The 15381-nt window shown below is 73.4% G+C and carries 20 protein-coding genes; 2 read left to right on the plus strand and 18 right to left on the minus strand.

Features of this window, described 5'->3' with window-relative positions:
- Nucleotides 1–307, plus strand: a 307-nt coding sequence (locus IEY73_RS30125; protein ID WP_189082739.1) for a hypothetical protein, incomplete at its 5' end; no start/stop codon positions are given.
- Nucleotides 308–1486: 1179 nt separating this feature from the next.
- A complete protein-coding gene (locus tag IEY73_RS30130; RefSeq protein WP_189082774.1) occupies nucleotides 1487–2158 on the plus strand; it encodes a hypothetical protein in 672 nt (223 codons plus the stop codon).
- Between the two features lie 110 nt (nucleotides 2159–2268).
- Here the strand turns inward: IEY73_RS30130 and IEY73_RS30135 are convergent, their stop codons facing one another.
- From IEY73_RS30135 to IEY73_RS30220, 18 genes are all read right to left on the minus strand, one after another.
- The gene (locus IEY73_RS30135) at nucleotides 2269–3516 is read right to left on the minus strand and encodes a hypothetical protein (RefSeq protein WP_189082740.1); all 1248 of its coding nucleotides are present in this window, start codon (nucleotides 3514–3516) and stop codon (nucleotides 2269–2271) included.
- Nucleotides 3513–4067: a hypothetical protein gene (locus IEY73_RS30140; protein WP_189082741.1), complete on the minus strand. Its 555-nt coding sequence runs from the start codon at nucleotides 4065–4067 to the stop codon at nucleotides 3513–3515. The genes IEY73_RS30135 and IEY73_RS30140 overlap by 4 nt, the downstream gene beginning before the upstream one ends.
- Complete coding sequence (locus IEY73_RS30145; RefSeq protein ID WP_189082742.1) at nucleotides 4064–4246, minus strand: hypothetical protein; 183 nt, start codon at nucleotides 4244–4246, stop codon at nucleotides 4064–4066. Before IEY73_RS30145 ends, IEY73_RS30140 begins: the two co-directional genes overlap by 4 nt.
- A 3-nt stretch (nucleotides 4247–4249) precedes the next feature.
- On the minus strand, nucleotides 4250–4687 hold the full coding sequence (locus IEY73_RS34285; RefSeq protein ID WP_306661563.1) for a hypothetical protein: 438 nt from the start codon (nucleotides 4685–4687) through the stop codon (nucleotides 4250–4252).
- The gene (locus tag IEY73_RS30155) at nucleotides 4684–5340 is read right to left on the minus strand and encodes an Lsr2 family DNA-binding protein (RefSeq protein WP_189082743.1); all 657 of its coding nucleotides are present in this window, start codon (nucleotides 5338–5340) and stop codon (nucleotides 4684–4686) included. The genes IEY73_RS34285 and IEY73_RS30155 overlap by 4 nt, the downstream gene beginning before the upstream one ends.
- Nucleotides 5341–5354: 14 nt before the next feature.
- Entirely contained in the window at nucleotides 5355–5930 is a 576-nt protein-coding gene (locus tag IEY73_RS30160) for a DUF3307 domain-containing protein (RefSeq protein WP_189082744.1), read from the minus strand.
- Nucleotides 5927–6520: a hypothetical protein gene (locus tag IEY73_RS30165; protein ID WP_189082745.1), complete on the minus strand. Its 594-nt coding sequence runs from the start codon at nucleotides 6518–6520 to the stop codon at nucleotides 5927–5929. Before IEY73_RS30165 ends, IEY73_RS30160 begins: the two co-directional genes overlap by 4 nt.
- Nucleotides 6517–7128: a Pycsar system effector family protein gene (locus tag IEY73_RS30170; protein ID WP_189082746.1), complete on the minus strand. Its 612-nt coding sequence runs from the start codon at nucleotides 7126–7128 to the stop codon at nucleotides 6517–6519. The genes IEY73_RS30165 and IEY73_RS30170 overlap by 4 nt, the downstream gene beginning before the upstream one ends.
- Nucleotides 7129–7280: 152 nt before the next feature.
- Nucleotides 7281–7985 (minus strand): hypothetical protein, encoded by a 705-nt coding sequence (locus IEY73_RS30175; RefSeq protein WP_189082747.1) that lies wholly within the window; start codon nucleotides 7983–7985, stop codon nucleotides 7281–7283.
- Between the two features lie 97 nt (nucleotides 7986–8082).
- Entirely contained in the window at nucleotides 8083–10137 is a 2055-nt protein-coding gene (locus tag IEY73_RS30180) for a type IV secretory system conjugative DNA transfer family protein (protein WP_189082748.1), read from the minus strand.
- Nucleotides 10138–10289: 152 nt separating this feature from the next.
- Nucleotides 10290–11093 carry a hypothetical protein gene (locus tag IEY73_RS30185; RefSeq protein ID WP_189082749.1) on the minus strand — a complete coding sequence of 268 codons (804 nt, stop codon included), beginning with the start codon at nucleotides 11091–11093 and terminating at the stop codon, nucleotides 10290–10292.
- Nucleotides 11093–11563: a transcription antitermination NusB family protein gene (locus IEY73_RS30190; RefSeq protein ID WP_189082750.1), complete on the minus strand. Its 471-nt coding sequence runs from the start codon at nucleotides 11561–11563 to the stop codon at nucleotides 11093–11095. Before IEY73_RS30190 ends, IEY73_RS30185 begins: the two co-directional genes overlap by 1 nt.
- 15 nt (nucleotides 11564–11578) lie before the next feature.
- Nucleotides 11579–11941: a hypothetical protein gene (locus tag IEY73_RS30195; protein ID WP_189082751.1), complete on the minus strand. Its 363-nt coding sequence runs from the start codon at nucleotides 11939–11941 to the stop codon at nucleotides 11579–11581.
- Nucleotides 11942–12395: 454 nt separating this feature from the next.
- Nucleotides 12396–13577 carry a hypothetical protein gene (locus IEY73_RS30200; RefSeq protein ID WP_189082752.1) on the minus strand — a complete coding sequence of 394 codons (1182 nt, stop codon included), beginning with the start codon at nucleotides 13575–13577 and terminating at the stop codon, nucleotides 12396–12398.
- Nucleotides 13574–13852: a hypothetical protein gene (locus IEY73_RS30205; RefSeq protein ID WP_229716298.1), complete on the minus strand. Its 279-nt coding sequence runs from the start codon at nucleotides 13850–13852 to the stop codon at nucleotides 13574–13576. The genes IEY73_RS30200 and IEY73_RS30205 overlap by 4 nt, the downstream gene beginning before the upstream one ends.
- Entirely contained in the window at nucleotides 13842–14321 is a 480-nt protein-coding gene (locus IEY73_RS30210; protein WP_189082753.1) for a hypothetical protein, read from the minus strand. The genes IEY73_RS30205 and IEY73_RS30210 overlap by 11 nt, the downstream gene beginning before the upstream one ends.
- Nucleotides 14318–14938 (minus strand): diguanylate cyclase domain-containing protein, encoded by a 621-nt coding sequence (locus tag IEY73_RS30215; protein WP_189082754.1) that lies wholly within the window; start codon nucleotides 14936–14938, stop codon nucleotides 14318–14320. Before IEY73_RS30215 ends, IEY73_RS30210 begins: the two co-directional genes overlap by 4 nt.
- On the minus strand, nucleotides 14935–15300 hold the full coding sequence (locus IEY73_RS30220; RefSeq protein WP_189082755.1) for a hypothetical protein: 366 nt from the start codon (nucleotides 15298–15300) through the stop codon (nucleotides 14935–14937). Before IEY73_RS30220 ends, IEY73_RS30215 begins: the two co-directional genes overlap by 4 nt.
- Between the last annotated feature and the right edge of the window lie 81 nt (nucleotides 15301–15381).

The raw sequence follows: 15381 nt of genomic DNA on the forward strand, positions 1-15381 counted from the left end.
GGCGGCGGCCGCCGCCGGTCTGACGCCGACCGGGTTCCTCGCCGAGGCCGGCCTGGCCGCCGCCCGCGGCATCGAGCGCCCGGCCGGGCTGGACCCGCTACGCGAGGCCCTGGCCGAACTGCAGGCGGAGCTGTTCGACGTGCGCACCGCGGTCGGCCGGATCGGCACCAACCTCAACCAGGCCGTCGCCGCGTTGAACGCCACCGGGACGGCGCCGGACTGGCTGGCCCGGGCGGCCGCGCTGTGCGAGCAGCGCATGGCCCGCGTCGACGAGACGATCGCTCTGGTCGACCGGCAGCTGCGGTGACCCGGCGCCGGCCCGGGCGGAGGGTGTTGTCACGTCGCCGCGGCCGCGGCCGCCGAGTGCGTCAAGACTTCCTCAAGACTTCGCTATTGCCGCCGCGGCCGGCAGCACGTCTGTGCTGGTCGCGAGGGTGGCAACGGGGGCGTTGCCGGAGCCGACATCTTTACCGTCGTCCGGCCCGGTGCTGTCACCGTGACCGGGCGGCCGCCGTGGTCGTGATCCGTCCCCTGTGGCGTCGACGGCTGCCCCTCTTTCCGCCGGCGCGCACGCCGCGCCCGGGCGGCCCGCGGAACGGCCCGTAGGGCGGTTGGAACGGCCCGGCCGTTCCACTGGAACGGTCCGGTCGCCCGGGCGGCTCTGCGAGCGTTCCAGGCCGGAACGGGCGCCGTGCGTGGGTGGCCGCCGCGGTGGTTGCGGCGCCCGACTGCCGCGCCGGCTGCGCCGGCTTGCCACCGACCGATCGGGCCCGGCACCCGCGGAGCAAGTTAAAAGGGAACTCCTAGTTACGGCGCCGCCGGCGACGTCGACCAGGCGGCGCGGTGGGCCGAGCAAGCTAGAAATAAGGCAGCCTTACGACCCCGCCTGGCGCGCGGCCGGCGCGCTCGGCAACGGGCGGCCGCGGCGCGGAGCAAGTTAAAAGCGAAGGCAGCCTTGGGGCCGCGAGGGCGCTCGGGGAAGGGGCGTTACCGGGCCGAGCAAGATATGCGGATTGGCCGCCAAAGCTGTCTCACCGGGCGCGGTGAGCCGGTCGTGGCGATCGCCACCGCGGCCGCCGGCGGCCGCGGTACGGCCGCGGCGCGATCGCGCCCGGGCCATCTGTCAGGCGTCTGTCAGGCGCTCGCGCTGGCCCTTCCGTCAAGGCTTCACCACGCCTTCACCACCCAGCACCACCCACGATCTTGAACGTGGTCACGCATCTATGTCACAGTGCAGGCCAGCGCCCTTTTGACAGATCAGGGCAGGTGGAGAGCGAACCCCGACACCCTCCGGTAGGAGGGATCTCCTCTCTTCCCCAAGGCGCTTTCAGACCCAGCACACCCCCTGGCATTCCAATGTCGTTCGGAACGTCAGTGACGTTGCGCCGGGCGTTCCAGGCCGGGCCAGCGGGCCGGTTCCGGAAGGGACACACCTCTTGCACAAAGTGCCTCGCCGGAACGTCAGTGACGCGCCTACCGTGGCCGGATGAGCGTCACGGAACGGCCGCTGCAGACGCCGTGCGAGTGGTGCGGGCGCGCGGTCGCTCAGCCGCCGACCGGCCGGTTGCTGCGCTACTGCGACCGGTCGTGCCGCCAGCGCGCGTACGAAGCGCGCACCGCGAAGCGGCGCCTGCAGGACGACGTCGACACCGGCCGGGTGCGCGCTCAGCCGGCCGAGCGGATCGTCGAGCGCGTCGTGCGGGCGAAGTATCCGAGCACTGCGGCCGGGTGGGAGAAGGCCCTCGACGAGCTGCGCGCGCAGCTGGCCGATGGGCGGATCGGACCGTGGAACGCACCGCGGATCGACCGCGCGATCGCCGCCGTCGACGAGCAGCTGCAGGCGATCGAGACCGCCGCGGTGCCGCGGCCGCGGCCCTCGCGGGAGACGTTCGCGGTCGACCAGCCGCCGGCGGCCGCGGCGGTACCGTTTGCCGGCGAGCGCCTGGCCGTCATCGAGGCGCGCATCGCCGCGGCCGGCGGGACGCTGTCGACCACCCTGGAACATCTCGCCGGCGACGTCGGGATCGGCGTCGACGAGCTGCGCCAGGCGATGCTCGAGTTCGAGCGGCTCGGCTTCCTCGCGGCCCGCCGGAGGGGCACCGTGGTGCCCGTCGACGAGCTCGCCGTGCACTCCCGGTTCGAGCTGTGCTCCATCTGACGGGCGGAACTTCGGGACTTCCGGACTCCGGAAGTCGGCAGGCCCAGGACACGAAAAAGGCCCCCACGCCACGGCGTGAGGGCCTTTTTCGTGCTCCGGGGAAGGTGCTCCTACGAGCCGGTCGTGGCGGCCGGCTGCGGGTTGGCCCACCGGTCGGCGCGGTCCTTGACGTACGCCCAGCGTTCCTCGGTGGCGGCCCGGTGCTGCAGCCGGGCGGCGGCCGCGGCGGCCTTCTGCCGGTCCTCTTCGGTCCAGGTGGCCACCCACTCGGGCTCGTTGTCGGCCCGGTAGAGCAGCGTGCCGTCGTCGGCGCCCTGCCGGGCGTCGGCCAGCCATTCCTCGCGGTTGCGGTCGGCGCGGTCGGCGATCCGCTCGCGCAGCTGCTCGGTGGTGCCGTTGGTGTCGACGTCCATCCGCTCGGCCAGGTAGGCCACGTCGCGGTCCGACAGCGGCGCCAGCATCGACTCGGCCGTCCGGCGATCGGCCATGTGGATGCGCTGCGCGGTGTCGAGCATGCTGCGGTTGCGGTGGATCCGCAGGGTGTGCGCGTAGCTGGCGCCGGTTGCCAGGGCCGTGCGCTGGGTCTCGTCGTCGGCCAGTTTCTGGTCGGTGCGAGGGGTCAGCGACACGTCGCTGTGGGCGGCCAGCTTGTAGAGCGCGGCGTCCACCGCGGCGCGGTCGAGGCCTTCGGGCAGGGCGGCGCGCAGGTCGGTCAGCGACACCCCGTCGCCGTACTGGTGGGCCAGCCGGGCGTAGGCGTTGCGGATCTCGGTCTCCACGTCGCGGGTGTCCGCGGCGACCGCGTCGTCGCTGGGCCGGTCCGGGAAGAACGTCTCGGCCGGCGTCCACTGGCCGTCGACGGTCCCGCAGTTCCAGCAGCGCCGCGGCGGCTGCTCGCCCCGGTCGGCCACATAGCCGCAGTTGGTGCACCGGTGGTAGCCGCCTTCGGTGCGCCCGGCGGGCTGCCGGGGGTCGTCGCTGTCGTCGTCGTTCACAGGTGTCCCTTCCGTGCTGGTGGCGGTGCTGGCCGGGGTGGCCTGCCCGGCGCCGCTGTCGGCGCCGAGCTGGAAGTCCTTGTCGCCGGCGTCCGGGGCGGCGTCGTACGCCTCCTGGACGCTCTTCTGCTTGGTCAGCTCGGCGGCGTGCGCGGCCGCGGCGGCCGCCGCGGTGGTGAACGCCTCCTGCATGTCGGTGGCGGTGGTCAGCCCGGCGCCGACGACGCGGCGCTCGGCCAGGTGGGCCAGGTAGGTCTCGCCGCCGTCGGTGCCGTGCTCGCCGGCCTCGGCCGCCAGGCCCTCGGCGTACGCGATCGACTGGTCGAGGCCGACGACTTCGGCCGCCGTGGTGTCGTGGCTCATCGGGCTCCTCCGAGCTGGTCGGTGGCGGTGTCCGCGGCCGCGGCAAGCCGCAGCGCCGCGGAGCGGATCTGCTCGAGCTCGGCCGCAGTGATGCCTTCCTCGGCGGCACCGCCAGCGGCCAGCACCGCGGTCAGATCCCGCAGCTGACCAAGCAGGTTCCGGCGCGCAGTCGCGGCCTGCTCGGCCAGCGAGGTACGTCCGCCCCAGCTCTGGTAGTCCCGCAGGATCTCGTGCCGGTTCGGGGTGCTCTGCTCGCCGCGCTGGAAGTCCTTGTCGCCGGCGCCGTCGGTCATGTCGTAGGCCTCCTGGACGGTTTTCTGCTGGGTCAACTGGTCGGTGTGTGCCGCAGCCGCGGCCGCCGCGGCGGCGAACGCGTCCTGCATGTCGCGGCCGGTGGTGAGGCCAGCCCCGGTCACCCGAGCGGCGGCGAGCCGGCCCAGGTAGTCCTCGTTGCCGTCCGGCCCGTGCTGGCCGGCTTCGCCGGCGAGGTGCTGCGCGTACGCGATGCACTGGTCGAGGCCGGTGACCTCGCCCGCGTCGACGGCGCTCACTGCTCACGCTCCGCGCTGGCCTGATACGCGTGGGTCATCAGGACGTCAGTGTGGAGGGTCTCGCCGTCAGGCGTCCAGATCCGGACGCCATCGCGGTGCAGCTGGTAGCCGATGATCTCGGTGTAGGTGGTCCGGGTGTCGTCGTGGTGGACCACCGTGAGGGTGTCGGCGTGCGGCATCGCTCACGCTCCCAGGTGGATGGTGGTCAGGAAGTCGGCCAGGTCGCCGTTGCGCTGGTAGAGCTCGCCGTACAGGTCGGCCGGCCCGTCGACGGTGGCGAGCAGCCGGCGGGCCGTCGCGATCGCCGCGGCGATCCCGTCGGCGCAGAAGACAACGAGGGCGGCCGGGACGTCGGGGTCGGGATCGGTGACGATCTCCAGCCGGTACTGCTCGCCCTGGTCGGCGAAGCTGGCAGCCAGGTGCACGGCGGGTAGGGCCAGGGCGTGCTCGCCGGTGTCGTCGGTGTGCAGGTAGAGCAGCCCGGGGCAGTCGGCCGTGGTGCTGCACTGGCCGTCCGGGCAGGTGCCGAGGCCGGTGATCCGGTAGCGGCGGCCGCCCAGGATGACTGGGGTCTGCTCGGCGCAGGCCTGCTCGAAGCCGGTCAGGATCTCACTGGTCACTGGTGGGCCTTCCGGTACGCGGCGAGCACGCCGGCGGGGATCCGGCCGTGGGCCGAGCAGTCGAAGCCCTGCTCGGCGGCCCAGGCCCGCACCTTCTTGCTGTCGACCCCAGGCTGCTCGCCGGTGGGGGCGGGGCGGCCCTGCAGCTGGGCGTCGATCTCGGCCAGGCGGGCCCGCAGCCGGGCCTGCTCGGCGCGCAGCGGCACCTCGCGCAGGTGCTGGGCCAGCTCGGCACGCAGCCCGTCGACCAGCTCCCGGATCTTGCCCGCGCTGCGCTGCAGGCGCGCCTCGCCAGTCGCGTCGACCTGGTCGAGCAGGGCCGTGATCTGGTCACCCGCAGCCTCGGCGGCGGGTTCGGCGGCAGGCTCGACGGTGCTCGGCTCGGCCCCCGCGGTCGCGGGGGCCGGCGGCGTGGCGGGGGTGGCCGGGGTGGCGGCCGTGGCGGTCTGGGTCCGCTCGGCGTAGTCGATCACGACCTTGTAGGCGAGTCCGCGGTTGTTGCCGGCGTGCTCGTCCAGGACGCGCCCGACGCGGGCGAGGCTGAAGCCGGTGGCGGTGCAGATCTCGGCGGCGCTGTCCCCGCCGGCGTACAGGGAGAGGATCTTCGCGTCGTCGGGAGTCAGGCGCACGGGCCGGGTAGCGGTGATCGTCATGGCAGAGGGTCCTTTCAGAGCCGGTCGGTGGGGGCGGGCCCGGCGGCGACGCCGCGGGCGTGACGATGCTCGGCGAACAGCGCGTACGCGATCAGCAGCACGCCGAAGCCGGCGACCAGGCCGGCCTTGTGGAAGGTGTGGGTGCGGGCGGCGATCAGCGCGGCGAGGAACATGGCCGCCCAGTGCAGGCTCTGGTCAGCCCAAAAGGTCATGTCCTTCCAGCTGGTGCAGCCTTTGGCGGCCAGCAGCCGGGCGACCAGCCAGCGCCGGTCAATGACCGCGTGGGTGGCGCCGGAGAACGCCAGCGCGGCGATCGCGCCGGGCAGCGGGACCGGAACGACCAGCAGCACCAGGAAGACGGCGACGGCCTGGCAGGCCAGGTAGGTCAGCGTGTGCCGGGCGCAGTGGCCCCAGCCGGTCCACGGGTGCGCGCCGGCGGCGAGCCGGTCGTTGCCGGGCATGGCCTTGCCGGTGGCGTCGGCGTTGGACTGCACCGCGATGTCCCCGGGCAGGTGCCCGGCGCCGAGCGCTGCGAGGGTGCCGAGGAACGCCAGCGCGGTGGCCGTGCTGTAGGTGAGGTCGAGGCTCATCGCCGGCCCCCGATCCGCAGCCGCAGCCGCCGGCCGTCGGCGGCGTACAGGGCCTGCTGGCCGGCCAGCACGAGCGCGGCCGCGCCGAGCAGCAGCGCGGCGAGCCAGCCGAGCACCGGCGGGTGCCCCAGGCTCAGGTAGGCGCCGACGGACACCAGGCCGGGGCAGGGGAAGGTGGCCAGGTCGACGGCCAGCTGCAGGCCGCGCCGCTGCCGGCGGCGGTCGTCGGCGCGGTGCGCGGTCTCCCAGCCGAGCACCGGGGCGCCGGCCAGGGCGCTCAGGCGCACGCTCAGGTCGTCGCGCAGGTAGCGCCCGGCGGTGGCGACCTTCAGATCGGTGACCAGGTGCGTCCAGCCGAGCACGACGGTGACCACGGGCAGCAGCAACAGGGCCGCGGGCAGCTTGCCGGCGGCGGCCAGGGTGGCCGCGACGGCGGTCAGCGTGCCGTAGACCAGGTGGTCGCGGCGGTCGATGCGCTTCTGCTGCTCGTCCTTGAGCGCGCCGTACTCGGCGAGCAGGATGCTCAGCTCCGCGCCCGGCACCACGGCCGTCGCCGCGGTGGTGGTGGGGGTGGCGGTCACGGTGGTCACCGGCCGATCGCGGTCAGGGCGGCGGCGATCGCGGCGACGGCCAGGGCGGTCACGAACAGGCTCTGCGCGGTGCGGATCCGGGCGAACTTGCCGTACAGCGACCGCGACAGCCAGCGCAGCTGCTGGGCCTGGCGGGTGCAGTCGGCGTCCAGGTCGGTCTCGCCGGCGACCTCGGCGATGAGGTCCTGGTCGTCGGCCAGGCGCGCCCAGCGCACGAATCCGAACCGGCCGCCGCGCAGGTTCGGGCGGGTAGCGGTCGACAGCAGCGTCACCGCGGCGATCAGCAGGGCGGCCGCGGCCCAGCCGAACACCGCGGCGTGCCCGGGCAACTTGCCGGAGCTGAGCAGGGCCAGCCCGGCCAGCAGCAGCCCGGAGCACAGCTGCTGCAGCTGGCCGGCCTTGGTGTCGGCGCGCGGCTCGGTGGCGCGCACCGCGGCGAGCTCGTCGGCCAGGCGCACGGAGACGCCGGTCAGGATGGTGTCGCGTTCGTCGAGCAGCTGCTCGAGTCCGGCGTCGGCGCGCAGGGGGCGCAGCAGCGCGTCGACGTCGGCGGTCAGCCGGCCAGCCGCCGCCGCGGGGATCGCCGCGCTGGTCGTGGGATCGGTCATGATGGGCAGTGCCTCTCTTGAGGTGGTGGGCGGCCCCGCGGACCGGTGCAAGGTGCTGGGGCCGCCCGCGTACGGGCAGGGGCTGGACGCCGATCTGGCGGCCACCGCCCGCCGGCCCAGAGCAGCTGGCCCGGGCCGGGGGACGGAAGCGGTCAGCTCGCGGTGTTGGCGGCGGCGCGCCCGCGCCTCGCACGGCGCTCGGCGAGTTCCTGGCGGGCCTCCCGGCGCTGCTGGAGGTCGAGGGCGATCTGCTCGAGCACCGAGGCGCGCTTGGCCCGGGCGTAGACCGGCAGCGACAGCAGCAGCCACACCGCCGCGGTGAGCCCGGCTGCCGCCGGCCCAGTCGCCGCGGCCGCACCGAAGTACGCCGCGGCCGCGGTCAGCGCCCCGATGACGGCCCAGCCGATCCGGGCGTAGCCGGAGCCGGCCATGCCCATCAGGTAGAGCACGCCGGCGGTGGCCAGCCAGGTGATCCACAGGTCGTGGCCGCTGGCCGGCAAGCCCGTGGTGTGCGCGTCGAGGAAGCCGCGGACCGGGTCGTTGATCGCGTGGGTGATCGGCCCGTGGGCGAGCCAGCCGACCAGATTGGAGAGGCCGTCGCCGGCGGCGCCGGCGATGGTGCCCAGCGCGGAGAAGAACGCGGACAGGATCACCCAGGCCAGCCACAACGTGGCGGCGACCACGGCCAGGACGATCAGGGCGATCACGACCAGCAGGCCGTCCTCACGCAGAAAGCGCAGCGCGCGGTCGGTGCCGTTGGTGACCGCGGCCGCGGCCCGTCGCCAGAACGGAAGGCCGGCGGTGTCGGGCTGGTCGACCAGGGTGAGGTGCTGCCCGGTGGTGGAGGTGGTGTCCACGGTGGTGGGTCTCCTTGGTGTCGTGGTGCCGGATTTTGGGCGTGCGGAGGGAGGGCCGGGACGCGCGGTGCTGCCCCGGCCGGGCCGGTTGGGTGGGTTATGCGGCGGTCTGGTTGGCCTCGTAGCGGCCGTATCCCGCCTTGCTAATCTCGCCGAGCTTGTCGAGCTCGCCGAGCAGGTTGTAGACCTGGCTGGAGCTGTAACCGGTCGCGGTGATGATCTCCTTCGGGCTGGCGTGCCCGGCCGTGATCGCCTCCAGGACCTTGCGCTGGCCGGTGTTGAGCTCGGCCGGGCGGCCCGGGCCAGGCTGGGGCTGCTGCTCCCAGAACTTGGCCACGCGGCGCACCGGCGGGTGCCCGTCGCCGAACTCAACGACGTCGACGGTGTCGCGGGCGGCTGCGGCCCGGTCCATCGTCTTCTCCAGCTCCTCGATCTCGTCGACGGAGCCGGCGTCGGCCATCGCTAGCAGCATCTCGTCGGCGAAGCGCTGCTCGGCGACGACGTCGTGGCGCTTGGCGTAGTCCTTGCCGGCGAAGTTGGCCTGCCGGAGGGGCTGCGTGCGCCAGGTGATGCGCGAGGGCCAGTAGACGGCGAGTTCGTCGGTGACCCAGAAGCCGCGGAACGGCGCCGACCGGGCGCCCGGGTCGGGGTCGCACAGGTAGCCGTAGCCGGCCAGCTTGGGGAACTTGCGCGGGTTGATGTCCACGCCGAAGACGGTCTTGGCGTTGGGGTTCTTCGACCGCATGATCAGCCCGTTGCCGTCGAGCAGGCAGGCGCGCAGGGTGTCCGCGCCGCCGGTGGAGCCGAACGCCTCCAGCTTCGGTGACTGCGTTGCCGCGATCAGCGCGACACCGTTCTTTCGGCCTTCCCGGGCGATCGTGACGAACGCTTCCTGAGTGGCCACGGCCAGCAGCGGGTTCTGCTTGACGTCCAGCGGCTTGTGGAACTCGTCGACGATCATCAGCGTGCCGGGGGAGGCGGCGGTCGGGGTGAACCCGACACGGCCGGACAGCCGCCGCTCCACACCGTTGATCTTCATGATGCGCAGGGCCGCGAGAGCCATGTTGTAGATCTGGCTGAAGGTGGTCGCGGCGTAGTCGGCGTGCTTGACCAGCATTGGAGAGCTGTCGCCGTTCTGCCCGTCGCCGTACCAGATGATCGTCGGGTGTGACGTGCTGGCGGCGCAGCTCATGGCGATCTGCTCGAGCAGCCGGCTCTTGCCGGAGCCGGTGCCGCCCTGGATGAAGCCGCCCCACATCGAGTCCTGGGTGTAGACGCGCCAGCAGGCGCAGCCCTCGCCGTCGGCGAACGGCCCCAGGCGCACCGAGCCGGTGGCCGAGTCGAATCCCAGCTCAGGGCCGGGCCAGGGCTGCGGCTTGGCGATCGGCGGGCGGGTGACGATGGTCAGCAGCGCCGTGGGGGCCGGCTCGGTGGGGTGGTCCTCGACGATGACGTCCTGGCCAGGCATCAGCCGCAGGCCGCCGCGCAGCGCGTTGACCTGCCCGCGGACCTGCTCGACGCTCTGCACCCCGGGCACCAGCTCCAGGGTGAAGCGGTAGCCGGCCTTGATGGTCTGAGGGTCGAGCAGCTTCGCTCCGGCGAACGGCTTGCCCTTGCCACCGAGGTGGGCGTTGAACCGCTCGACGAACAGGTCGCTGCTGGCGGTGGCGGCCCGATCCAGCACGGCGAGCTCGGCGGGCAGGCCGGGGCCGATGCGGTGCTGCTTCCACCACAGCAGCGACAGGCCTGCGCCGAGGATGCTCAGCGCGGCGATCGCGCCGAGGGTGACGCCGGTGAACGAGATCATGGTCAGCCAGGAGGCGCCCAGGTAGAGGGCGGCGACCAGGCGGTGGCGCATCTTGCGGTCGGTGATCCGCTTGCGGGTGACCGTGGCGGCCACGACCGCGACGGTGAACGCGACGCCGGCGACGCCGTAGGCGATCTGCGCATCGGCGCCGGTCGCGGCGTGCTGTGCCAGCCGGATCGCGCCGGCGGCGACGACCAGGGCACCCATCGCGGCCCAAGGGGTGATCTGCGCGCGCAGTCCAGCCTCGGGCAGCTCCGGCGCACTCACCGGCGGCACCGCGGGGGCGGGGGTGGTGGGCTCGTCGTGCAGCTGCTCGTCGCTGGTCTGCGTCGTCGTCGTGGTCACCGGATCCTCCAGCTGGTGAAAGTTCGTGAGTCTGTAAGTGCCGGACTCCGGAAGTCCGGTACTCCGGTACTCCGGTGTTCAAGGTCGTGATCAAGGGGGTGGTGCCCGGGGCCCGGGCGGCGCGGCCAGGTGCGCCCGGGCCCCGGGACCGGTTAGCGGCCTTCGGTCTGGAAGGCCTTGTCGCCGGCGTCCGGGTTGGCGTCGTACGCCTCCTGGACGGCCCGCTGCTTCTCCAGCTCGGCCGCGTGGGCCTCGGCCGCAGTCTGGGCGTTGGTGAACGCCTCCTGCATCTCCGCGGCCGTGCGCAGCCCGTCGCCCTCGACCTTGGCGCCGGTCAGGTGGGCGAGGTAGCCCTCGTTACCGGCCTGGCCGTGCTCGCCGGCGAAGGTGGCCAGGCTGTGGGCGTACGCGATGGACTGGTCGAGACCCTGGACCTCGCTGTTGATGTCGGTGCTCACGGGTGGTTCCTCCTGCTGGTTGGGCTTACGGAACGGGATGACCTGCGCATCCGGGCCTTCGGGGACCGGCGGCGGGGTCGGGCGGGGTGGTTGCTGCTGCTCCGGATCGGGCGCCCCGCCGGCGCCCGGTTCGGAGGTCTGGGGGTCCGGCTGCGCGGCCGGCTGCGGATCGGGCTGCTGCTGCTGGCCGGGCTCGCCGGCCTGGTCCTGCTCGGCTTCGGCCTGCTCGAGCTCGGCCTTCTCCCGGGCCTGGCGCTTCTGCTCGGCCCGCCGCCGGCGCCAGTCGGTCTGCGCCTCCAGGCCGTCGGCGAGCAGGTCGTTGAACCAGTCCCGGGTGCCGTAGCGCGGCTGCGCCGGCGGGTTCTGCCCGGCGGCGCGGGCCTTGGCCTTCTTCAGCTCGTACCGGGGGTTGGAGCCGCCCTTGACCGCGTAGGAGACGTCCATCGCGGCGTTCTTGAGCAGCCACAGGATCAGCCACAGTGCGGCGAGGTCGATCATCACGCCACCCCCGCGGCCTTCGACTTCTTGACCACTCGGCGGGCCATGATCAGCGAGGCCGCGATGCAGGCGATCGCCAGGCCGGTCGACGAGTCGGTGATCCAGGTGTGCAGCCAGCCGTCGATCTGGTCGAGCAGCGCCTGGCACCAGCCCGACACGGTGTCGCCGAGCTTGCCCTTCACGCTCGCCGCGATGGTGGGCATGGTCAGCGCCGACCAGATCGCGGCCTGGTTGGGGGTGAGGTCGATGAAGATGTCGATGCCGACGGCCACGATCGTGGCCGCGAGCAGCACCGGCGGGATCCACGGCCACGGCCACAGCCCGAGGAAGCCCTGGATCAGCTTGCCCAGGAACATCTGCGGGGCCAGGGTGCCGCCGACGACCGCGAGCGCGAAGCTGGCCCAGGCCAGCCCCTTGATCCCTTTCTGCTGGACGGCCTTGACGGCCGCCTTGACGCCAGATTTCGCCATGATCGCTCTCTCTTCTCAGAGCAGGACCCAGGCGATGACGCCCAGGATCGGGTGGATGAGGTGGTCGACGACCCAGGGCCCCGGGCCGGTGGAGATCAGCAGCTTCCAGAGCACGTAGACCGGGATCAGCCGGCCCGGGCGCTGCCAGAGCCACTCGACGTAGCGGCACACGACCGTGGCCGGCAGGCTGAACGCCCGGTGCCAGACGATGCCGAGCTTGCGCAGCGGCCCGTCCGTGCTCTTGGTCCACGCGCCCCAGTGCGCGTACGCGGCCAGCTCGGCCACCGACGCCGGCGTCTCGGTGAGCACCGACGGCGGTGTCCAGTAGCCCTTGATGCCGCCCAGCCCGGACCGGATCTGCTCACGCAGAGTGTCCAAGTTGAAGTGGAGACTTGACTGGAGACTGGAGACTTTCTCGCCGTCTTCCTGGACCAGAGGCGACGCGGGGGCGCCCTTGGACTCTCCAGTGGAGACTTGTGGAGAGTTACCGTGCGTAACGGTCGGGGCGTCGTCCGGGACCGGTCCGGCCGCCGCGGGCGGGGCCGGCGGCGTCGTCCGCGGCCGCGGCGAGGGCCGCGAGCCCGGCGTGCGGACCCCGCCACCGGCCGGCGCCGCGGCCGCAGCCGGGTGCTGCTCGGTCGAGGTGTTCATGCGGTCGGCCTCCGTCTGCTGCGGGCGGGGCCCGGCGGCGGCGTGCGCCGCCGGCCGGTCCGTCGCCTGTGACTCTGTAAGTCCGGGAGTCCGGGAGTCCGGAAGTCCCGTGATGGGCTGCCCCGGCGCCGAGGACCAGGCCCCCGCGAGGGTGCGGCCGGCCTCGCCGGTACCGGTCGGGTCAGGACGCTGCATCGGCCTTCTCCTCAGTCGTCAGTTCGGCCGCCCAGTCCCGCGCGTACCGGCGGAAGACGCCGGTCGGGTCGCTGTCGCGTCCCGCCGCCCGGGCCAGATCCGCACCGCTGGGGGTGCGCCCGGCCGCGGTCTCGGTCTCCCAGAACGCCCTGGCCGCGGCCTTGGCCGAGCCGTGGGCGTCCGGGCCGGTACCGGCGTTCGCACCGGTACGAGAGGTCAGCGCCCGCCGACCGGTACCCGCAGCCGGTACCGGCCGCGGCCGTCCCGGACCGGTACCGGGGCGGGCGGTACCGGAACGGCCCGTACCGGTCGCCGGTACCGACGCCACGACCGGGACCGGGGCCGGTACCGGTGCGTTGTTGGCCGGGATCAGCCCCAGCTCCTCCAGCCGCGGCGCGTTCTCCCACGGCCGGGCGTCGGAGACGTAGGAGTCGAACAGGCCGATCAGGAACGCGGTCCCGGCGCAGCCGAGCGGGCCGATCGCGTGCGGCAGCGCGGTGGCCAGGCCCTGCCAGCCGCCGTGCCAGCCGCCGGCGATGTTCAGCGCCAGCGACATGCCCAGCGCGCTCCACTCGGCGACCGTGGCCCGCCCGTCGGTCTGCCCGCCGGAGGAGCGCAGCACCGCCCGGCCGATGATGATCAGCGCGACGATGGCGATCAGCGCGGGCTCCATCGCCCACGACGCCCACCAGGCCGCCGACTTGTCGTCCAGGTCGAGCAGCCGGACCACGCCGGCCTGCACCCCGGTCGTCGACCAGGCCGCGAACGCCGCCAGCACCGGCAGGCCGGCCAGCAAAGCGACCGTGCGGACCTTGGCGATGCGCAGCGCCCGCATCTCCGCCGAGCCCTGGATCTGGGCCCGGATCCGCGCCCGGGTGCCCGAGCTGGCGGCGCGCCGGTACAGCGCGGCCAGCTCGTCGGCCTCCACCGCGTCGCGGACCCGCTCCCGGCGAGCCCGGCGAGCTGCGCTCTCCTGCTCGTCGACCGCGGCCATCGCCAGCTCGTGCTGCACCGCCGTGGCCCGCCGGGCGAACACGTCCTCGCGCTGCACCGTCTGCAGGTCCCGCTCGGCGGCCAGCTGCTCACGCAGCTCGGCGGCCTCGCCCGACAGCTCGATCGAGTCGGCCGGCACCAGCAGCCCGCCGTGACGTACGAACTCGGCCTTCATCGGGCCACCTCCGTCCGGGCCCGCAGGCCCTGCTGCGCCGGCGCGGGGAACCGCTCGTCCGCGACCAGCGCGTACGCCCGGCCCAGCAGCTCCCGGGCGATCTCGTCCTCCCGGCAGTGCTTGTGGCACGGCAAATCGGTGTTGTCACGCTGCTGGGTGGTGTCGCTGCACACCCGGCACGGCAGCGAGTGATCGGCGTCCCAGTGGCCCGGAGCGGACCAGTCGAGATCGACCTTCACCAGCACGGACATCGGCGTCCCCGACTCAGTGCTCATCGCGCACCTCGCCGTCGACGTCGAGCACCCGCACGGTGTTGTGCCGGTAGCGGGCCCAGTCACGGGCCCGGCCGGCCAGGGGAACCAGCACGACGGCGACCGCGGCCGCCGCGATCACCGCGGCGAACAGCAGCACCAGGTGCTCGTCGAGCAGGCTCAGCAGGGCCACCAGCCCAGCCGCGACGGCCGCGCAGCCGGCCAGGCCAGCCAGCACGAGCACCGCCGAGGGCCGCCAGCGCACGACCGGCGCCGCCGGCGTCGTGGCCGCCTGCAGCCAGCGGGCGGCCTCACCGTGGAAGTCCCAGCCGGCCTGGCACGCGGTGCAGCCCCAGCCGTCCTCGCGGACCTGCAGCCGGGAGTCGTCCAGCGGGCACCACGGCCCGACGGTCTCCAGCCGCAGCAGCGGCGGCACCGGGTAGATCTCGCGCCACGCCGGCGAGCCGGTCGGGGGAACGGCGAACGTGGTCATCGCGCGATCACCACCCCGAGCTCCGACGGGACGCGGTGCGGGTGAATGTCGCGGATCCGCTGGGCCGGCCGCGGCTCGACCTCAGCGAGGGGCTCGGAGGGCCCGTACTCCAGCTGCTGGTTGCCGCCGGACGCCTTGGCCCGGTACATCGCCAGGTCAGCGGCGTGCAGCGCCTCGCGCGGGTCGTCGCCGACGAGCACCTGCACCCAGCCGACCGAGGCCGCCACGGACACCGTGCGGCCCTCACCGATCGAGATGGGCTCGCGGATCACCGCGACCGCGTCGCGGGCCAGCATCGCCGAGAACGGCCCGTACGGGCAGTCGGCCAGGATCACGAACTCGTCGCCGCCCAGCCGGCCCACCAGGTCGCCCTCGCCGGCGACCACACTGGTCAGCCGGCGGGCCACCTCGACCAGGACCAGGTCGCCGATGATGTGCCCGTACGTGTCGTTGACCGGTTTGAAGTCGTCCTGACGCGCGGAACCGCGCTCCACGTTCAGCTCGCGACGGCTGTCGGTCAGCTGCCGGCGCAGGCGCAGATTGCCCAGCACGGCGGCCGCCGTCGTCGCGGTGACCAGCGTCAACGCGCTGATCGACGTCAGGGTCGAGGCCTTCATCGCGCGTCACCGCCCGGGAGCGCCAGGTGCTCGCCCGCGGTACGGAACGCCTTGGTGATCTGGGCGATCCGCGCCTTGGTGACCTTGTAGAGCGAAGCGATGTGGGTCAGCTGCAGGCCGCTCTCCTGAAGCTGAGCGATGTGCTGGTCGCGACGTCGCAGGAGCTCGCGCAGCTGGTTGCGGTGCTGCGCCGCTTCCTTCGCCAGCCGCTGACTCTCGCTCCGGTGGAACTCGATCGCGGCGCCCAGCGCGGACGCGTCAACGCGTCCGTCGGCGGTGCTCAGATTGACGAAGCCGAGCCCACCCTGCTGAGTGGGGACAGGAACCGCGAGGGCAGGTTCCTTTACGCTGGAGATAGGCACTTTGATCTCTTCCTTCCAAGTCGTGGATCAGTGCCGTTTTGCAGAGGGCCGGGCCTGCCAGGGCCCGGCCCTCTGTCCTTC

This window comes from Mangrovihabitans endophyticus (assembly GCF_014646155.1).
In the GTDB taxonomy this organism is placed as follows: Bacteria; Actinomycetota; Actinomycetes; order Mycobacteriales; family Micromonosporaceae; genus Actinoplanes; species Actinoplanes endophyticus.

Excerpts from the sequence above, each read along its gene's own strand:
- IEY73_RS30130 (WP_189082774.1), top strand. The coding sequence starts at position 1,487 with ATGAGCGTCACGGAACGGCCGCTGCAGACGCCGTGCGAGTGGTGCGGG.
- IEY73_RS30135 (WP_189082740.1), bottom strand. The coding sequence starts at position 3,516 with ATGAGCCACGACACCACGGCGGCCGAAGTCGTCGGCCTCGACCAGTCG.
- IEY73_RS30145 (WP_189082742.1), bottom strand. The coding sequence starts at position 4,246 with ATGCCGCACGCCGACACCCTCACGGTGGTCCACCACGACGACACCCGG.
- IEY73_RS30155 (WP_189082743.1), bottom strand. The coding sequence starts at position 5,340 with ATGACGATCACCGCTACCCGGCCCGTGCGCCTGACTCCCGACGACGCG.
- IEY73_RS30160 (WP_189082744.1), bottom strand. The coding sequence starts at position 5,930 with ATGAGCCTCGACCTCACCTACAGCACGGCCACCGCGCTGGCGTTCCTC.
- IEY73_RS30170 (WP_189082746.1), bottom strand. The coding sequence starts at position 7,128 with ATGACCGATCCCACGACCAGCGCGGCGATCCCCGCGGCGGCGGCTGGC.
- IEY73_RS30185 (WP_189082749.1), bottom strand. The coding sequence starts at position 11,093 with ATGATCGACCTCGCCGCACTGTGGCTGATCCTGTGGCTGCTCAAGAAC.
- IEY73_RS30190 (WP_189082750.1), bottom strand. The coding sequence starts at position 11,563 with ATGGCGAAATCTGGCGTCAAGGCGGCCGTCAAGGCCGTCCAGCAGAAA.
- IEY73_RS30200 (WP_189082752.1), bottom strand. The coding sequence starts at position 13,577 with ATGAAGGCCGAGTTCGTACGTCACGGCGGGCTGCTGGTGCCGGCCGAC.
- IEY73_RS30205 (WP_229716298.1), bottom strand. The coding sequence starts at position 13,852 with ATGAGCACTGAGTCGGGGACGCCGATGTCCGTGCTGGTGAAGGTCGAT.
- IEY73_RS30210 (WP_189082753.1), bottom strand. The coding sequence starts at position 14,321 with ATGACCACGTTCGCCGTTCCCCCGACCGGCTCGCCGGCGTGGCGCGAG.
- IEY73_RS30215 (WP_189082754.1), bottom strand. The coding sequence starts at position 14,938 with ATGAAGGCCTCGACCCTGACGTCGATCAGCGCGTTGACGCTGGTCACC.